Source organism: Polycladidibacter stylochi, assembly GCF_001562055.1.
Taxonomy (GTDB): Bacteria; Pseudomonadota; Alphaproteobacteria; order Rhizobiales; family Stappiaceae; genus Pseudovibrio; species Pseudovibrio stylochi.
Genome location: NZ_LLWE01000024.1, coordinates 447,539 through 464,613, shown reverse-complemented (window position 1 = coordinate 464,613; position 17,075 = coordinate 447,539). Strand labels below are relative to the sequence as shown.

Below are 17,075 nucleotides of genomic sequence, written 5' to 3'. Positions count from 1 at the left end.
GCGGCCTTTATCTTTGACAGGACAACACAATGAGCGAACCTTTTATAATTGACGGCAAGGCGATTGCCGCCTCAGTAACCGACGAAATTGCCAGTCGTGTCGCGCGACTCCAAAAGGAAAGTGGTGTCCAACCAGGTCTGGCCGTAGTGCTGGTGGGCGAAGATCCGGCAAGCCAGGTTTATGTGAGAAACAAAGAACGCATGGCGTTAAAATGCGGCATGAACTCGATAATGCACCGTTTACCCGAAACAACAAGCGAAGCTGAGTTGTTAGCCTTGGTTGCTGAGTTGAACGCAGATGAAGCTGTACACGGCATTCTGGTACAGTTGCCACTACCAAAGCAGATTGATGAGGGGAAGGTGCTAGAGCTTATTCGTCCGGAAAAGGATGTTGATGGCTTCCACCCGATCAATGCGGGCTTGTTAGGTGCTGGCGCGCTGGATAAAGCGCTTTTGCCGTGCACACCTGCGGGTAGTGTATTGCTGGCCAAGCGGGCCTTGGGGCAGGATTTATCGGGTAAGCATGCCGTGGTTATCGGGCGTTCCAACATTGTTGGTAAGCCGGTTGCACAATTGCTGCTGCAAGAAAATTGCACGGTAACGATTGCCCACTCACGCACGCAAGATTTACCAGCCCTTGCAGCAACAGCAGATATTCTGGTCGCCGCAGTTGGGCGTCCACAAATGATTAAAGGGGATTGGGTTAAAAAAGGAGCTACCGTCATTGATGTGGGGATCAACCGCATTCCCGCGCCAGAAAAGGGCGAGGGTAAAACCCGCCTTGTTGGTGACGTTGATTATGAGGGTGCGCTTGCAAATGCCGGTGCTATTACGCCGGTTCCCGGCGGTGTCGGCCCCATGACCATTGCCATGCTCATGGGCAATACTCTTATTGCTGCACGTCGCCAGTTGGGTTTGGCTGCAGAACCGGCATTATTCTAGAGTTTGAAAGGGGCATTGCAGTGCCCCTTTTGTCTTAACCTGATAAGCTTGAATTGTGAATGAGGGCTACTTACTGTTTCAGTTTTTCGGCCATAACCTGAATGGTTTTGATATAAACTCCGGCCTTGTTCCACGCGCGAATGACCTCATAATTATTCGTGCCCGGCCCCCATGGCTCCCCGGTTTGCCAGCCATATGCCATCATATAGGCTGCGGTTGATCCCAGTACATCTGGTACAGAGTGCAGGAGGTCCCGCTTGCCATCGCCATCATAATCAACAGCAAATTTAACATAGGAAGATGCCAGAAACTGTGTTTGTCCAAGCTCGCCAGCCCACGCACCTTTCATGCGTGATACAGCAAGGTCGCCTTTTTGGATGATGAGCAAAGCATAGTACAACTCATTACGAAAAAAATCTGCGCGTCTACAGTCATACGCCAAGGTGCTCAAAGCCCGGAGGGTGGACATTTTACCAATATTTCCACCGTAGGAAGTCTCTAGCCCCCAAATTGCAACGATGATTTCTCTGGGAACGCCATAGTCACGTTCAATGCGATTAAAAAGAGCATTGTGTTTTTTTATTAAGCGACGCCCTTTATTAATCAAGGCGTTATTCACGCGTAACTTGTAAAAATCTTCAAACGATTTTTTGAAGGATTTTTGATTGCGATCGTACTTAATCACTGTTGAATTGTAGGTTTGGTTGTAGAAAGCGCTGCGCAATGTAGCCTCTGTTATACCAGCTTGCTTAAGAGTTTGTGCGTACTCTTGTTGCCATGCCTTAAAGCCCTTTGCCGTATTCCCACAGGAATTGGCACTAGAAAATGCGGGCGATGCTATCGCGACCGCGACCAAAAACGCTGCTGATATGCGTATAACTTTTCTTATATTAGTCACTCTATAAACCTTATAACGAAATTATTATGACCACCTACTCTAGGAAATATTTATTAAAAACTATCACAATAAACAGGTGCATGTAATCTTCCTTGAATTATTTTGCATGTAATTGCAAAAATACTCACTTTGCACCTTGCGGATACGCCTAGCTTATGGCCTTCTATACTTATCTGTTAAAAGTGTAACGGAATCCTGACTGGGAGGCTAAAAAATGAAAAAACAAACAATCAACTATGGACTTTCCTAAGGTAAGTTGTGCATTTACCCTGTGTGATTTTATTTTCGTTCAACGAAAGTAGAATCGCCTTTTTGTTTGCAAACTTTTTTAGTTTGTCAGGAAAATTTGTTAAAACATCTACGAATTCTGGAGGGTTGGGGGAATGAAATTCCTGAAGACTTTGGCAACAGGTGCTATTGTTGCATCGACAATGGTTGCAACTAGTTTGGCTGCTGAGATCTCACCAGCTGTTATTTTCGATATGGGCGGCAAGTTTGATAAATCCTTCAATGAAGCTGCTTATCGAGGTGCAGAAGCATTTAAAGAAAAGACAGGTATCAAGTACCGTGAATTCGAAATCACCAATCCGTCTCAACGAGAGCAGGCTCTTCGTAATTTCGCACGTCGTGGTATGAATCCGATTATCGGTATTGGTTTCTCTCAGGCATCAGCTATGGAGAAAGTTGCCAAAGAATTTCCGGATACAAACTTTGCTATTGTTGATGCGGTTGTCGACCAGCCCAATGTCCGTTCAGTTGTTTTCAAAGAGCAAGAAGGCTCTTATTTGGTTGGAATCATTGCTGCAATGGCCACCAAGACAGGTAAAATTGGCTTCATCGGTGGCATGGATATTCCTTTGATCTCGGCCTTTAGCTGTGGCTATATCCAGGGCGCTAAAGCCACCAAGCCAGATATTCAAATATTTGAAAACATGACTGGCACAACGCCATCTGCCTGGAATGATCCGGTTAAAGGCGGCGAGTTGGCGAAATCGCAATTCTCTCGTGGTAGTGATATTGTGTTTGCTGCTGCTGGCTCTACCGGCCTTGGTGTGCTGCAAGCTGCTGCTGATGAAGGCAAGTTATCCATTGGCGTGGATTCAAATCAAAACCACGTACAGCCTGGTTCTGTTTTAACCTCTATGGTTAAAGGTGTTGACGTGGCTGTTGAAGATGTCTTTACAGATGCCATGAATGGCAAATTTACTGCGGGCCTCAACCACCTTGGCTTGGCAGAAAATGCTGTTAGCTATGCGATGGATGAGTACAACAAAGACTTGGTAACCCCGAAAATGATTGAGGCAGCAGAAAAAGCTAAAGCTGCTATCGTTGCCGGCGAAATTAAGGTCCATGATTACCGCAGCACAAATAGCTGCCCCTTCTAAGCCGCTTTAAATGAAAAGAGTGAGTCTGGCTTGTTCAGGCTCACTTATATTAAACTAACTTATGCTAATGGCTCTGTTGTGCGTGAGCTATCGTGGCGTATCAGAACCTCATCTAATAGCTGCAATGCACGTTTGAAATTCTCTTCCGATTTGATTGTTGCAAGTGAAACGCGAAGACCGCCACCTTTAGGCACGTGCTCACCGCTTATATGGTGCGCTTGATGAAAGTGGTGAGCGGCTAATATGCGTACGTTATGTCTTGCGCATTCTATTTCCACTTTAGCGGCATTTATATGCTCTGGCAGTTCTAACCAAATAAAGGGCTTTTGTGTGCCGCCTGCAAACTGCCAGCGTTTTAGTATTTTACATGCGCTCTGGTAACGGCTTGCTAGAATTTTACTTTTCTCTTTCACCACTAAATCAAGGGTGCCATTGTTAATCCAGTAACTTGCTATTGCGGCACAAACTGGCGACGCCATCCAAACACTATCACCAATTGCGTTCTTTAAAGCGCGTCCATATCTTTCCGGTGCTCGAATATAACCTATTCGTATACCAGGGGATGCGAGCTTAGATATACTGGCAATACTAACTGTTTGAAAAGGAGCGTACTTGAAAAACGGCATCCGGTTTTCCGAAGCACTAATAAATGGTGTGTAGGGATCGTCTTCAATTATTATTAGGCTATGTTTTTGGCAAACACCCGCTAAATCCTCGGCTTCTTCTTTCGTCATGGTGTGTGTTGTTGGATTCTGCACACTCGGCATAAAGAAAACACCCCGCACAACATGCGTTTGGCAAGCTTGATCGAGTGCAGTTGGGTCCATAACAGTTGGTATGCCCCTTTCGTTTTCAAGCATTGCAATAGGTAATAAGCGCCTTCCTGCATGGGGAATTATATTCAGTAATGAAGGGTAGGTCAGGGCGTCAACAGCAATCATATCGCCGCTATTGAACAGACCTAAAATGGTTGTTTGAACAGCATGTTGTGCTCCGCAAGAAATTATGATTTCTTGCTCATTTGCATTGATACCATAAAACTTTGAAAGAAAGCGTTTTGCAGCAACCCTATGTGCTTGCAGCCCGGCTGAGGGTACGTAATTGTTTAAAAAATCCAAATCAGGTTCATTGCTCAAAGTCTCAAGCGCTTGTGACAGTGGCGGATTAAGGTGCGGCAATGCAAAGTTGCGCCCTAAATCAAGCTCTTCTTCATTTGCTTTCTCGCTGGGTATTAATGGAGAAAGGGCACGCTCTGTTGCTTTAATAAATGTGCCACGGCCAGTTTCCCCGCGAACCAAGTTGCGCCGTTCCGCTTCTTTATATGCTCTCGTTACGGTGCCATGTGTAACGCCGAGCTGATAAGCTAGCTCACGTTGAGGGGGAAGGCGATAGCCCTCAGCTAAGTGGCCTGCTTTGATGTCGGCCTCCATAACCTTGACGATTTCAAGATAAATGGGGCCCGCAGATTTGCTAAGTTTGGGTAGCCAAATTGTATCCATGACAATAAAACAATTGCTCGTGATTGTATCTATTGTATTTATATAGGCCTATTGTAAACGTATCAAGGATTATCGCCATGTTCGATAGTACAACAATGGGCGCCTTTGCGAGTTTTGTTATTATGATGACGGGAACACCAGGCCCGGGAAACCTTACATTTATGGCAATCGGCTCGGCAAATGGTTACCGCAAAACTTTTCCTTTAATAATTGCGGCAATGCTTGGGGGTATTGTTTTGCATGCGGCTGTTGGGTTAGGGCTAGGGCAATTGTTTTCCGGGTCAGGCCCATTTGTAACTATGTTGAAGCTGGTTGGTTTTACGTATATGGCTTATCTGGCCTATCGCATTGCTACTATTAAACTTGGAACGAGCGATAGAAGCCGACAATTAAGTATGTGGGAGAGTTTTCTCATCCATCCACTTAGCCCAAAAACCTGGGCTATGAGCTTGGTTGCGTTCACCACCTACTTTGCTGCGAATGGACAAGCGCAAAGCTTAAATACTCTTGTCGTCATTATCAGCTTTTCTTTAGGTGCTTTGGTTTTTCACTCACTGTGGGCATTGAGTGGTGCGTCTATACTGCTTATGCTTGGACAAGGCAAAACACTTCGTATTGTAACCGTAAGCCTGTCATCAATCATGCTTGGTACAACAGCGTACTCGTTGTTTATGACAGCTTAAGACCATAAGTGATGGCATTGCCCCGATTTACATATGACGAGAGAGGGGCAATTGCTACAATTTCTTGGAGAAGGTTTTCTCCCAACACCAAAACACAATTTGATGAAGTGCCTGGCAGGAAGTTTCAAATGAATTGAGGTTTGCCAACCCGCCAACCGTAGATACCGAGGTGCTTCTACCACTCTTTGAGACCTATGGGGCCAGAATGCTAGAAAAACTAGATGGTTTTTATAGTGGTATCATTTTTGATAGAGCTACTGGGCAACTTTTTTGGTGCGAAGATAGTGTTGGTAAAAAACCACTTTTTTGGCCACAGATAAGCAACATATTTACCTGGCAAGTGAGCTAAAATCTTTGCCTCAAATTACAGGGTTCAAGGCCCTAGAATCTGGTTTTGGAGAACTTGATTTAATTGTTACAAGGGTGCATTAGTCTCCCCGTTTGACGAGGGCTGCTTTTTCCGGATCGTAAACATAATGAGAGATCGAGCCGTCTTTGATTTTCTCAACCGCTTCGTTGATGATGAACAAAGGCACAAGGAACCATTCGCGCGGGGTGACCGGTTTGCCGAAACGGTCTTTAATCTCGATATCCAAACGTGCGGATGAAAAAATCCGATGAATGAGATTTTCTAATTTATTGCGGTTGATATTGTAGAGCTCATAGGTGGCGACGATTTCGACATCAGCTAGAAGGAATGTGGGGTCATTGCTGGCATTGGCAATGCGTTTTTCGACAGGGCCACTCGTCACGCCGATTTTGTGAAGCACCTCGCGGTTTTGGGCCACAACAGAATGATCTGCCTTGCTGCGCAATACATATATTGTACCGCTGGCTTCATCGCCATCGACTGATTGATCTGCAAACAACGGCCCTGCGGTTGGTTCGGAGATACGCCGCCCGGCTTCGTCTTTATATAGGGCGCGCTGAAGGGAGCGTAACAATAAATTACTCTCGGTTCCATTGGAAAAAATTGCTCTCAGTCGGGCGTCAGTCTCACCGTTTGGTGCTTTAATTGTTTCGCCAACTTGCGCCACATAGGTGGTTTGGCCGTTAAGGATAAAAAACTCGCCAACCTTGATTTCGGCCTTTGTAAAGCCTGCATCCCGAACAAAAGGCCTTGTGGTGCGCAAACCGTTTTTCAGCTCAGCTTGGACCTGATCGAACAGCGGTTTGAATTTGGCAAAATCCTCGCATTTTTCACGGTTGGCAATTTCTTCGGCCGCCTGCTTTTCGGCAGTGGAGCGCACATGTTTGAGAGTGGTGATGTCAGAGGTCTCGGCTTCGACACCCAGCTCAGCAAGCAATGCAGCATCATCCAGATCGTCTGAGGTGATTTCTGATCGTGATGCAGCGTCCTGTAAAAGTCCTTGATGGTCAAGCTCTGTTACTAGAGCGCAGCATTCTTCCTGCTCGCGAATACGATCTAAGCGCACGGCATACAAGCGCTCGAATATATCTTTATCTTCGCCATGCTGGGGAGCATGACCATGCTCTTCTACAAAGCGCTGGATTTCTTCAAAACCGGCAATAATACGCTCTTCGCGGGGCGTACGTTTCGCGGCCTTTTTGGCTTCAACCTCAACGCCCAACTCGGCAAGTAGTGCGTCATCTTCACTTGTAAATTTAGCCATTTGCTGCCTCTGCCTTCATGCGAGCGAGAAACGCAACACCTTCAGCCATGCGCTTTTCCCAAGCATCTGGAGAAGTGATGGAAGGCAAACGACCACGTTCCTGCTTGAACTTTAAAGCACGTTTTGCAAGGTCTCGCGCCTCTTCCGGTGTTAGCTTCACTTTCTTACCTGAGATTACAGCAGCAACCTGCTTAAGGCTCTCTTCGCTCATTGTCTTTCCAAGAATAGCATATGCTTCGCCAAACGGGTTAATGCGGTCTATCAAGTCAATATCGAGCTCGCGCACATCCATGGCGATTTTACGAACACCTTCAATGAGCGCTGTGTTGCCTGCGGTGCTTTCACTTTCATCTGAATTCACAACGGCCTTGGCTTGCTGCGTGAGATTTAGTGCGGCAACCGCGTGCTGGCGAACGGCCTCTTGGTCTTCGTCGTCCAGTTCGGGGAATTTTTCCTTAATAATTTTGCCCATCCGCACTTGGGTAAGCTCTTCTGGTACCAGCTCCTCATCAAACAAACCACGCTCAATTGTTGTTTTGTCTTGCACGAAGCTGGTAATGACCTCGTTCAGGTCTTCTTGGCAAATACGCTGAGCCGCTTGGCTTTTAGGGGGCGTGAGACCTTTAATTTCAATCTGGAACTCCCCGGTTTCCTCGTTAAAGCCAACATTGCATTTTTCGCTGTCATAGCCGCCCTCGCCATAATCAAAGCCCTCAATTGGCGTTGAATCGGCTTGCTTGGGTGTAAAATTAAAGCGCGGGGCAAGCACTTGCTCCATAAGCAAACTGGCGGCAATGGCTTTCAGCGTATCGTTAATCGCTTCTGCTACTAAATCTTCAGCGGCGTCCGGCTCGGCAATCAGGTTGGTAAATCGCGCACGGGTTTTGCCCTTGGCATCGCGGGTGGCGCGGCCAATGATCTGCACGATTTCAGTTAAGCTAGAGCGATAGCCCACGGTGAGTGCATGCTCGCACCATATCCAGTCAAAGCCCTCTTTCGCCATGCCCAGCGCAATGATGATATCAACGTGGTCGCGATTGTCTTTTTGCGAAGGATCTTTCAGCGCAGCCGATACCTTATCGCGCTTATTGGCATCATCGTCTACGAGATCGGCAATCTTAATAATGCGGCCATCATCGGTTTTTACAAGTTGGAAGCCGGTTTGCGGGTCCGTGCCCTGCCAATCGCCCAACTCTTCGATTATATGTTCCACCTCTCTGATTTTATCTTTTGTGCTCTCGCGCGAATTGACAGAGGGAATGTGGATGATGGTTTTCTGATTGGGGTCGAGCACTTTCAAGATGTGATCGGAATAGGAGTCGGTGTAGAAATAGTAGCCGATGTCGAGCTGCTTTAGATACTTATAGCCGTTGAGCTGCTCATAATAAGTGTAGGTGACAGTTTCGAACTTCGCTTCATCTTCGGGCTGTAATACCGGTTCGGCATCGCCGCGAAAATACGAGCCCGTCATGGCAACCATATGCACTTTATCACGTGCAATAAACTGGTTTAAGTGCATACCCAATTTATTATCAGGGTTGGCAGAAACGTGGTGGAATTCATCCACGGCAATCAAGCGGCCATCAAAAGCTTCAATGCCGAATTTATCGACGGCGAAGCGGAAGGTGGCGTGGGTGCAAACCAGCACGTGCTCATCGCTATTTAGGAATGACTTGACAGAGTTGACAGTACCGCCATCGGTGCCCGGCGCGTTGCACAGGTTCCACTTGGGAGCGACTTCCCAATCCCAATAGAAACCGAATTTTTTAAGCGGTTCGTCATTGAAGCTGGAGCCAATAGACTTTTCCGGCACAACAATAATGGCCTGCTTAATGCCTTGGTTGTTGAGCTTATCCAGCGCCACAAACATTAGGGCGCGGCTTTTGCCCGATGCGGGGGGAGATTTAATCAGCAAATACTGTTCGCCGCGTTTCTCATAGGCGCGCTCTTGCATGGCGCGCATACCAAGCTCGTTAGATTTGGTAGAGCTGCCATTTTGGGCATAGGTAACGGAAACGGAGGGAACATTTTGATAAGTATTCATTTATTTGCCCTTGAATTATGCCCAAATCATCAAATTGCGCCAGTTCTCTGGAAAACCCATTACATGTGGCTTAACCTGTGGTGTGTCTTCAATCAAACTGACAAGGTGCTGCTTCCATTCGCTATTAGGTGAGATGATGCACATCAACCTATTAACTAACACCAGCGTATTATAGACCCGCCTTTGCGCGTACTTATCTTGATTGAAATTTATCGACAAGTCAGTTGGCGTTTTCGGTAGCCTAAGCGTCACCGTGAACTGTCGATTCCATAAGCGACCATGGTGAGCACATATGTTTCTAATGTGCGTCAAATGGTGGAGAAAAGAACCAAGTACTCGATCATCAAGGCCGTATGGTTTGGCAATTGCCTTTTGGTCTGCACGTGGCTTTAGTGCCTTATACCATTTAGACAGCTGCCCAAGAGACAAGAGCTCTGACACCATCCAGATTGGCGGATCCACCGGCTCGGTGTATTTACTTGTATAGTGCTTGATAAAAGTATCTTTTGAGCGGCTTATTTCTTCTTGCAAAATATCTAGCAAATATGAATGTTGTCTTTGATCGTGTAAATTGGTTTGCAAATATCCGTGTGGCCCATGTCGTAAAGCCATGGTTTGCGACCAGCTTGTGCGAAATGATACTTCGATACGCTCGATAGCGTCTATCAAGAGCAATCTTAAATGTCGATCAAACTCGTAGAGCGCCAAGACATCTTCAAATTTCGTCGCCTCTCTAAAAGCATGATCGCCTTCATCTACCGCAGGCACTTCGTAGGGCATCCAGTAGGCCCGTAACCGATAATAACTGATATGCTTTAGAGAGTGTTCAACCAATGCCCTATTCGAGCAATCCATACCGCGCCGTTCCAGCAATTCAATTTGTTTGTCACGGGTAAGGGCTGGCTTTACATATTTCATCGAGACGCAATCAACTATGAAATGATAAAGGAAACTGATGCCTAGATACAAGTAACCCGCCATGGTGCGCAGTGCGAAGGTAAACCTTCGCCCGAGGCGTGGCGGGTATTGTTATTTGCAAAGTAGGCCCAATGGGCCTAGATTGCAAGATTAATCCTGTTAATTCCAATGCAAATCGAAATCTATCGCAGGTTTCTTATTTATCTTTGGCTTTTCTTTGGTCATTTTGGTGTAGAGTTCGAAGAGTTTTTCCAGTCGTTCGGTGTCGTTGCGAAAGCGGCGGCCGATGTAGATGCGCTCTAGAACCTCATCATTACGCGCGTGCGCGGCGCGCAGGTCGGCGGGCATTTTTTCTGGATTATAAAGCTCGGCAATGGTGGCGGGGAAATGCGCTTCGCGCGCCAGCAGAATATCCGCGGCGCAGCGGGTGAGATCGGCTTTGTTCTTCTCGGTGAGTTTTGGAACGGGAAATGTGTTCCAGCCCATAGTGTTTGAATAACGGAAATCTGTTTTCAACTTACCGCAAACCGTGGTGATCCAAACTAGATGCAAGCGAGAAACGAGAAGCGCCATGTTCCAAGCGGGGGCATCGTATAGGGCAAAGCAAAGGTTGGTAATAGTGGATTTTCCATCTATTAAACCAGCTGGAAGATATGCTCTATTCTCAGATGAGACACACGGCATTGCGACTGTTTGTGTTGCTCCAATATTCATTTCCCGCATTTGGTGGGCGCGTTTTGCCATCTCGTTTGCGCTTTTATCGCGACTTGCAAGGCGCATTGTGCGAGTACCTTCTATGCGTTGTCTGATGCCCTCAATTTCGTTGGCTTCTTCGAGATACTCGTCTTCGATCCATAAACAGTAACGTTCCAGACCCCGAATGAATTCAGCGGAGCCATATATCCGCCGGATAAATTTACTATGCTGCTGTTTGGTTAAGCAAAGAGCTTCAACCTCAGCTTTAGATAGTAACAAGTTACCACCATCGACGGGCTTGTTTCCAAAACTCATGCCAGCCAAATCAGAGAGTGGTTTTGCAGACTTTTGAATGGTTACATTCGTGCCTGAAACCAAGTAGGCGTTTATGTTGTCGGCTTCTTTAGTCAGAGTGGTGCTGCCCAAGCCATTGGAATAAAGCTTCCTTAATTTACCACGCTCAATGGCAATACCTACAATAACAACGGTTACACCTGCATTGTGACTGGCAAGGTTTGCCCATTTGAAAGAAGTGTGAGCGAATGCAATGTGGTGGCCGCTATTAAAGATTTCGGGCCACAGAATGGGCACTTGCTGGCCTTGGCAGATGGAGTTGGTGGACACGAAAGCCGCCACGCATTGCGTATGCTGGCCGTAGTCTGCCGCTTTCATGAACCAGCCTGCAACATAATCGAGCGACTTCCAGCTTTTAACGCGATGGGCAAAGATGGCCTCAAGATCTGCCTTTTGCTCTTTACTTTGCCACGTTGAGCCTAAATACGGTGGATTACCGCAGATATAGGTTTCGCCGCCTTCATTCTCGAAATCGATCTCTGCCTGATCGAGCGGGGTGCTAAACAAATCATCGCCAAGCATTTTTACCCCTGTGCCGGTGGGCGGGCAGATGCTCAGCCAATCTAGCCGCAGGGCGTTGCCGCAAGTAATCCAGTTTTTTGAATCCAGCGGCAGGAATTCGGCCAATGCCTCTTTTTGGCCGCGATAGGTGACATCGCACTGATACTCGGCAATAATAAGCGCCAACCTTGCAATTTCGGCGGGGAAGTCGCGCAGTTCAATGCCTCTAAAATTGGTGAGCGGGATTTCTGTGCGGCGCTCTGGTTCATCGCGCCGTTTGTTGATTTCCACTTCGATCTCGCGCATTTGCTTATAGGCAATAACAAGGAAGTTGCCCGAGCCACAGGCGGGATCGAACACCCGTATGCGCGCCATGCGGCCACGCAAATTAAGCAGCTTGCGGGCGTTATCTCCTGCTTCCTCAAGCTTTTCGCGCAGGTCATCGAGGAATAGCGGATTTAGCACTTTCAGGATGTTTGGCACGCTGGTGTAGTGCATGCCAAGTGCGCCGCGCTCGTCATCATCCGCCACCGCCTGAATCATCGAGCCGAAAATATCCGGGTTGATTTTCTGCCAATCCAGATTTCCGATATGAATGAGGTAGGAGCGGGCGATTTTTGAAAAGCGCGGGACTTGCACACTGCCCGAGAACAAGCCGCCATTCACATAGGGAAACTGGTCTGCCCAACGAGGGAGTTTTGCGGCTTTGCGATCGTTGATCGCTGTGTTCATGGCGCGGAACAGCTCGCTAATGATTTCGTGGGTATTAGCGGAATCCTTGGCGCTCATTTGCTCTATGGTTTGGGTGAAAACACCCTCGCCGTTGAAAATATCGGTATCCTCGGCAAAGAAGCAGAAAATCAGCCGCGCCATGAAGTGGTTCATATCATGGCGGCGCTTCTCTGTGCCCCATTCGGGGTTGTCTTTAAGCAGCTCGATATAGAGGCGGTTCAGGCGGCCTGTTGCTTTGATATCAAAAGCGTTTTCGCGGATTTGCTTAACGGTGGAGATGCCCGCAAGCGAGAGGAAAAAGCCGAAATGATTGGGGAAATCCTTGTAGTCACAGACCACCACTTCGCCGCTGTTCATATCTTCGGCGTGGAAGTCTATACCATCTGTCGCGAGTATGAATTTGGCCTTGGCTTTTGTGGTGGCCGGGCTTTGCTTGAGTTGGCTCAGCGTGGCTGCGGCCTCGCCCGTGGGTGCGACTTTGATATGGATGTTATTGGCTTGCAGTACGCCGCCAAGCTCTGACTTGTTAGTGGTGCCGCTTTTTAAGCGCTTGAGGGTGGTTTCCTTGTTACCAAAAGCCTGCAGGAACGCAAAAGGGAACTCAGAGGCATCAAACGGCTGCGCGGCAAGTAAAGAGATTGCTTCTTCTATTTCAACGGCATTCATGTTGCGTCCACGGCCCCTATCATTCAATGCAGAACTACATTTACTTAAAAGGAAATGATTTTCCAACCGTATTCATGGGCAGAACGGGAGAGTGAACAGATCAGCGCTTTATGCGCGTTAGAGATTAGCATAGTGCGACGCGAAAGCAGGAAAGTAGCACGAGGTTATTTTGGGGAACGCTCAGTTTTTTGATATAGTTTTATATATAAATGATAGTTTTGATAGGCAATAATAGATCACCAGTTGGTGTTATGATTTATTGATGATATGCTATTATAGATCGTATCTAACAATTGATGCATAAAGGCAGATCATGATGAGCTACAAAAGCGAGCACATAGCCGCTGCCTTAAAGCAGGCGCGAGAAGATAAAGGGTTAAGCCAGCGCGAGTTGGCCAAACGCTGCGGCGTGCCGCAATCGCATATCTCAAAGATTGAAGGTAATGCAGTTGATTTGAGAATCTCCAGCCTAACTGCGCTGGCCCATGCGCTTGATTTAGAACTTATGCTGGTGCCGCGTATAGCTGTACCAGCTGCTCATTCAATTATTCGCAGTATGAGCGGGGCAAATAGGCGGCTTGATGCATCGTCCTCTGAGACTCAAGAGAGCAAGCCTGCCTATAGCTTGGATTATGAGGAGGAAAATGATGCCTGATGTTTCCATTCTCAATGTCGCGCTTTATGGCAAGCCTATTGGCACGCTCACGGTCGTGCCCGGTGATCGCAGCCTTTTTGCTTTGGGCACTCGGGCAAGACCTTCCTGGTGCAGTGACAATCACCCCCGCCAATGGTGATGTCTGGCCCCCCGAGGTCGCGCAATCTGAAGACGGCACCGCGCTAGATAGAGACAATATACTGCGCTTCTCGCTTGCAGGTGTACAGCTGAAGTTTTCGGCACTTGAAAGTGCCAGTGGCGGGCTTACAATTCCGGCATCCGGTATGGGCGGTGACTGGATCGTCAAGCTACCCTCGCGCGAAGATACAGGTGTACCGGAAAATGAGTTTCCCATGATGCATCTTGCCAGTTTGCTTGGATTGGATGTGCCGGATATTGGCCTGATTGATATCGACAATATCTCCGGCTTGCCAGAGGGAATGCAGCGCTTGGGCAAAACGGCTTTTAAAATCCGGCGCTTTGACAGGCAAGCCAATGGCGAGCGGGTGCATATGGAAGATTTTGCGCAGGTGTTTAGCGTTTATAGCGATGACAAATACAAACGCGCCAGTATGCGCAATATTGCCAGCGTTATAGCCAGTGAGACAAACGATAGGGATATTCGCGAGTTCATTCGCCGACTGGTGTTTAACACCTTGATCGGCAATGGTGATATGCATTTAAAAAACTGGTCGCTAATCTACCCTGACAAACGCAATGCTGCACTTGCGCCAGCCTATGATTTCGTTTCAACCATTGCGTATATTCACGGCGATAGCTTTGCACTCAAATACAGCCGTAAGCGAGAGTTTGCAGATTTGGATTTTGACGAATTATCGCACCTAGCGGCCAAAGCCACCCTACCTGAAAAAATGGTTATAGACACCGCCCGCGAGATGACGGCTGAGTTTCTAAGCCACTGGGCGCGTGAGAAAAAGCATCTACCTATGCTTGAGGGTGTGCGCACAGCGATTGATGAACTGCTGCCAACTTTGCCACTCGTTACTGCTGTAAGCTGATAGCGAAAAAGGGTCATGTTATATAAACGAATTGCTTTTCAACTTAATCATGATCCTTTTACCTGCCACTTTCACGCCTGCGTTCAGCAGGTAAGGCTTATGTCCTGAATAGCACCGAGGTCGTGTGCTTCGGCAAGGAATATGAGGCCAAAGCGGGTTTGCGAGAATGGTTTGCGCTCCTCCGGCGTCGCATAAGAGCCACTACTACTTACCAAAGGACCGCTATGTTCATAGCGAACAGCGTACACGGATTTTGATTTGATCTGCTCAATGGCTGCCAGCAGTTCATCCAGACTATTGATGTTCTGGTGCTCGTTAATGGTAAGCTTAATGCCTTGTGAGTTGATTTGCATGGGTGATCCTATCTTTGCCAACTAAATGATTTTTTGGGTTGTTTGGCCTTTGTTATTGCTGGAGCTTTCGTTTGTGCGTTTGGCTTCACTCGACGTTGCGGTTCAGCTTTTTCTGAATGCTCTGGGCTAGGGTCATTGTCTCGCTGAGAGATTTGGCGTGTTCTTCGAAGTTTGATGGCTCTGTGAGCAAGTTGATCAAGACCGCGTTGAATTGAGCCTGCGAGTTGATTGAAGCGCTTAAGCAGGCCTGCAGATTGTCCAGCCGTTTGTTCAGCAAGCCTGTCGAGCGCTTCTCCAAGTCGGTGAGCACGCTCTGTGAATGCTCCAATGTTTCGGTTAATTGCTGCACGTAGCTGAGGAGCTCGCGCTCCATCGGGCTTTGAACCGAAGTGGCGTTGTGGTCTGTCATGGCTATGCCTTTCTGTGCTTAAGGTTGTTGCGGTTACGGTTGATTGTTGGTTGGTGGCTGAGACAGGCCGCTGCAGACGATGGTCTTCTGCCTGTCTTGGCAGCTGTGGCTGCGGCCTGTTTGCAAATCGATCAGGAGGTAGCGATTGCCGCTCGCTGGTTTTTTCTGCGGTAAGGGCTGGGAGCTCGCTGGCACTATTGACGCTTGCGGCGTGTTGGGGTTTGGAGAGAGCGGGCTTTGAGAGATCAGCAATATGAGCAGTATTGCCGTACTGCACAGGCTCACAAGCAAGTACACCGCAAGCAGCACTTGCCACTTTTTCGTTCTCGGGGGTTCTGGCCAGCTGTATTCCACCTGCTGGCGTTGTTTGAAGATGTGTAGCCGGTGCTGCAAGTCTGCTTTGATGGCTTTGTGATGGTCGGCCATATCGTTGGCGATTGTATTTCGCACGCCGTTCAATATGGCTTTGATATTGCTCTCGAAGCTCGCATTGGCTGAGGCCAGCAAGGCGGCTTGGGCTTGCTGTGCCTGTTGCATGCTCGTTTGCATGTTGTCTTTGAGCCGCATGCTGAGCGGTTTTTTCGCGGGTCCATCCTTCATGAAAGAGGGTTCCTTTCAATCGCCAGCGGATGTTTGTTTCCGGATCTTTTACGGTGAGATAGTTTTTGCCCGCGCGGGGGATTTCAAAGCCCGCGCTTTGTAAGGAACCGATCATTTCAGTGCGGTTATTTATGCGCCCTGCTACAATCAGCTCTTCCAGCCAGTTTTGAATTTCTTCGCGGCTGCTGGCGCGTTCTTTATGCTCTGGGGTGCGTTTGGTTTCTTGTGCGCGGGCGGGGTCTTGCGGGTCTGCCCAGCCATGGCGCTTATTGAGCATATCGCGCAGGCTATCCATGGCCCGCATATAACCGGGCGGCGCGATATTGAGGCTGTTGCCGGTGGTGAGCTCTAGGCGCGGCGTACAAAAATGCAGTGTTTCAAAATAAAGCGAACTTCATTTTCGTCATTTTGGCAATATAATCTTTATGGTATCTAAGACTAAACGATCAACTCTTGCTGATCATACTGCAAACACCATAGTGTAATGAGCATTACTATTTATTTTTAGCAGGTTTTCCAGAGGTCGAACTTTCTGTAGCAGGAGAAGGCGAAGTACCATTCGTTTTGGACGTATTGCTCTCATGAGCCGGAGCTTGGTTACTTAGACTAACAGGAGGGGTAAATGCCTTATCAATACTCTTAGGCGGCACAAATGACTCGTTTAATAGTTTTTTATCTGACATATTTTGACCCTTCATAACAACACTAATTACAACGGCAGTTAAAATTATAAAAAGTGAAATTACAAACACAATTTCAGCATATTTATCTGTTCGTCTAGCTTTATCGAAATTATTTTTTGCACACACTGTATCTCCACCAATTGCTTTATCACAACCCTCTTTCGCAAATCGAACTGAGATAATCATCAATGTGACAACAATTACGAAGCCTATCAAGGATAATGCCATCATGCACTGAGCTTTTATATTCTCAGAATAGTCAAGTATCGCCTTAAATAACAGCGGGATTGCAAGAGTGGAAACTGAGAAAAGCGCTTTATTTAGAAATGATTGATTTTCCTTATAAAGATCAATAAGTAATTCTTGGTATTTGTCAGGTGCCATACTTCCTCTTCACAAACGGTT

At 47.5% G+C, this 17,075-nt stretch carries 14 protein-coding genes and 1 pseudogene; 6 read left to right on the top strand and 9 right to left on the bottom strand.

The genetic code is table 11. The features are described from left to right. The first annotated feature begins 29 nt into the window (after nt 1-29). Nucleotides 30-941: a bifunctional methylenetetrahydrofolate dehydrogenase/methenyltetrahydrofolate cyclohydrolase FolD gene (gene folD / locus AYK67_RS08515; RefSeq protein WP_068084898.1), complete on the top strand. Its 912-nt coding sequence runs from the start codon at nt 30-32 to the stop codon at nt 939-941. 70 nt (nt 942-1,011) lie between these two features. Here folD and AYK67_RS08510 read toward each other — a convergent pair whose 3' ends face one another. Then, the gene (locus tag AYK67_RS08510) at nt 1,012-1,839 is read right to left on the bottom strand and encodes a lytic murein transglycosylase (protein ID WP_068084895.1); all 828 of its coding nucleotides are present in this window, start codon (nt 1,837-1,839) and stop codon (nt 1,012-1,014) included. Between the two features lie 383 nt (nt 1,840-2,222). On the opposite strand from AYK67_RS08510, the gene AYK67_RS08505 reads away from it, so the two are divergent. Continuing rightward, nucleotides 2,223-3,224, top strand: a complete 1,002-nt coding sequence (locus AYK67_RS08505; RefSeq protein ID WP_206597513.1) for a BMP family lipoprotein — start codon at nt 2,223-2,225, stop codon at nt 3,222-3,224. A gap of 59 nt (nt 3,225-3,283) precedes the next feature. On the opposite strand, the gene AYK67_RS08500 is transcribed toward AYK67_RS08505, so the two are convergent. Continuing rightward, nucleotides 3,284-4,723 (bottom strand): aminotransferase-like domain-containing protein, encoded by a 1,440-nt coding sequence (locus AYK67_RS08500; protein ID WP_068084893.1) that lies wholly within the window; start codon nt 4,721-4,723, stop codon nt 3,284-3,286. 77 nt (nt 4,724-4,800) lie between these two features. Between AYK67_RS08500 and AYK67_RS08495 the strand changes: the two genes are divergently transcribed. Together AYK67_RS08495 and AYK67_RS08490 are read left to right on the top strand one after the other, a co-directional pair. Further along, nucleotides 4,801-5,406, top strand: coding sequence for a LysE family translocator (locus tag AYK67_RS08495; RefSeq protein ID WP_208976242.1), 606 nt, complete (start codon nt 4,801-4,803; stop codon nt 5,404-5,406). A gap of 127 nt (nt 5,407-5,533) precedes the next feature. Next, a pseudogene (locus tag AYK67_RS08490) lies at nt 5,534-5,755 on the top strand (hypothetical protein); the annotation flags it as partial. A 79-nt stretch (nt 5,756-5,834) separates the two neighbouring features. Here the strand turns inward: AYK67_RS08490 and AYK67_RS08485 are convergent. The 4 genes from AYK67_RS08485 to AYK67_RS08470 form a co-directional block, all read right to left on the bottom strand. After that, nucleotides 5,835-7,040, bottom strand: a complete 1,206-nt coding sequence (locus AYK67_RS08485) for a GIY-YIG nuclease family protein (protein WP_068084887.1) — start codon at nt 7,038-7,040, stop codon at nt 5,835-5,837. Next, nucleotides 7,033-9,084: a DEAD/DEAH box helicase gene (locus tag AYK67_RS08480; RefSeq protein ID WP_068084880.1), complete on the bottom strand. Its 2,052-nt coding sequence runs from the start codon at nt 9,082-9,084 to the stop codon at nt 7,033-7,035. The genes AYK67_RS08485 and AYK67_RS08480 overlap by 8 nt, the downstream gene beginning before the upstream one ends. A gap of 15 nt (nt 9,085-9,099) precedes the next feature. Next, complete coding sequence (locus tag AYK67_RS08475; protein WP_068084877.1) at nt 9,100-10,002, bottom strand: Abi family protein; 903 nt, start codon at nt 10,000-10,002, stop codon at nt 9,100-9,102. A 159-nt stretch (nt 10,003-10,161) separates the two neighbouring features. Continuing rightward, nucleotides 10,162-12,951: a class I SAM-dependent DNA methyltransferase gene (locus tag AYK67_RS08470; RefSeq protein ID WP_068084874.1), complete on the bottom strand. Its 2,790-nt coding sequence runs from the start codon at nt 12,949-12,951 to the stop codon at nt 10,162-10,164. Nucleotides 12,952-13,267: 316 nt separating this feature from the next. Here AYK67_RS08470 and AYK67_RS17670 point away from each other — a divergent pair, with 316 nt between their 5' ends. Continuing rightward, a complete protein-coding gene (locus tag AYK67_RS17670; protein WP_068084872.1) occupies nt 13,268-13,606 on the top strand; it encodes a helix-turn-helix domain-containing protein in 339 nt (112 codons plus the stop codon). Continuing rightward, nucleotides 13,606-14,625: a type II toxin-antitoxin system HipA family toxin gene (locus AYK67_RS08460; protein ID WP_082735712.1), complete on the top strand. Its 1,020-nt coding sequence runs from the start codon at nt 13,606-13,608 to the stop codon at nt 14,623-14,625. Before AYK67_RS17670 ends, AYK67_RS08460 begins: the two co-directional genes overlap by 1 nt. An 83-nt stretch (nt 14,626-14,708) precedes the next feature. Here AYK67_RS08460 and AYK67_RS08455 read toward each other — a convergent pair whose 3' ends face one another. The 3 genes from AYK67_RS08455 to AYK67_RS08445 form a co-directional block, all read right to left on the bottom strand. Then, nucleotides 14,709-14,978: a hypothetical protein gene (locus tag AYK67_RS08455; protein ID WP_068084869.1), complete on the bottom strand. Its 270-nt coding sequence runs from the start codon at nt 14,976-14,978 to the stop codon at nt 14,709-14,711. Between the two features lie 8 nt (nt 14,979-14,986). Continuing rightward, nucleotides 14,987-16,282 (bottom strand): hypothetical protein, encoded by a 1,296-nt coding sequence (locus AYK67_RS08450; RefSeq protein WP_162265094.1) that lies wholly within the window; start codon nt 16,280-16,282, stop codon nt 14,987-14,989. Between the two features lie 199 nt (nt 16,283-16,481). Beyond that, entirely contained in the window at nt 16,482-17,054 is a 573-nt protein-coding gene (locus AYK67_RS08445; RefSeq protein ID WP_068084863.1) for a hypothetical protein, read from the bottom strand. Nucleotides 17,055-17,075 lie beyond the last annotated feature (21 nt).